The 436-nt window shown below is 28.2% G+C and carries 1 pseudogene; it reads right to left on the reverse strand.

The window, feature by feature from the left end:
• Positions 1-15 precede the first annotated feature (15 nt).
• Positions 16-436: pseudogene (locus IDG65_RS14295) on the reverse strand (phenylacetate--CoA ligase family protein); the annotation flags it as partial.

A 436-nucleotide genomic window follows, 5' to 3' on the forward strand; every position in this document is an offset into this window, starting at 1 on the left:
ATTCTTTTTTTCTCCTTACTTCAAATTATTTATCATAAATCTTTTTTTTCCACCTTTTGTACGTTCGATGCTATCTACAAAGTTAAAATTAAACTGAGTTTTATTACCAAATCTTGCTTTAAGTTGCTTTTCTAGAATTGCTTCAATTTTGCGTTTACTTGCACCCTTTGAAACGACTAAATTAACTTCGACTAAATCCAAGTTATTTTGAACAAATTGTGAATCGATTACATTATTTCCTAATTCTCTTATTGCTGTTGATAGATATACATTTGTGATAATGCCTCTTTCACTTGATTGTAAAAAGTCATTATTTCTTCCAATGATTCTTTTTATTTTTATATCACTTTGCGTGTAATTTTCAGGCAATTCTTCATATAATTCTACTGAGTCGCCTATCTTATATCTGAACAATGGAGTTGAAGTGGTATAAAAA

The sequence above is a fragment of the Staphylococcus sp. EG-SA-17 genome, assembly GCF_017151845.1.
In the GTDB taxonomy this organism is placed as follows: Bacteria; Bacillota; Bacilli; order Staphylococcales; family Staphylococcaceae; genus Staphylococcus; species Staphylococcus aureus.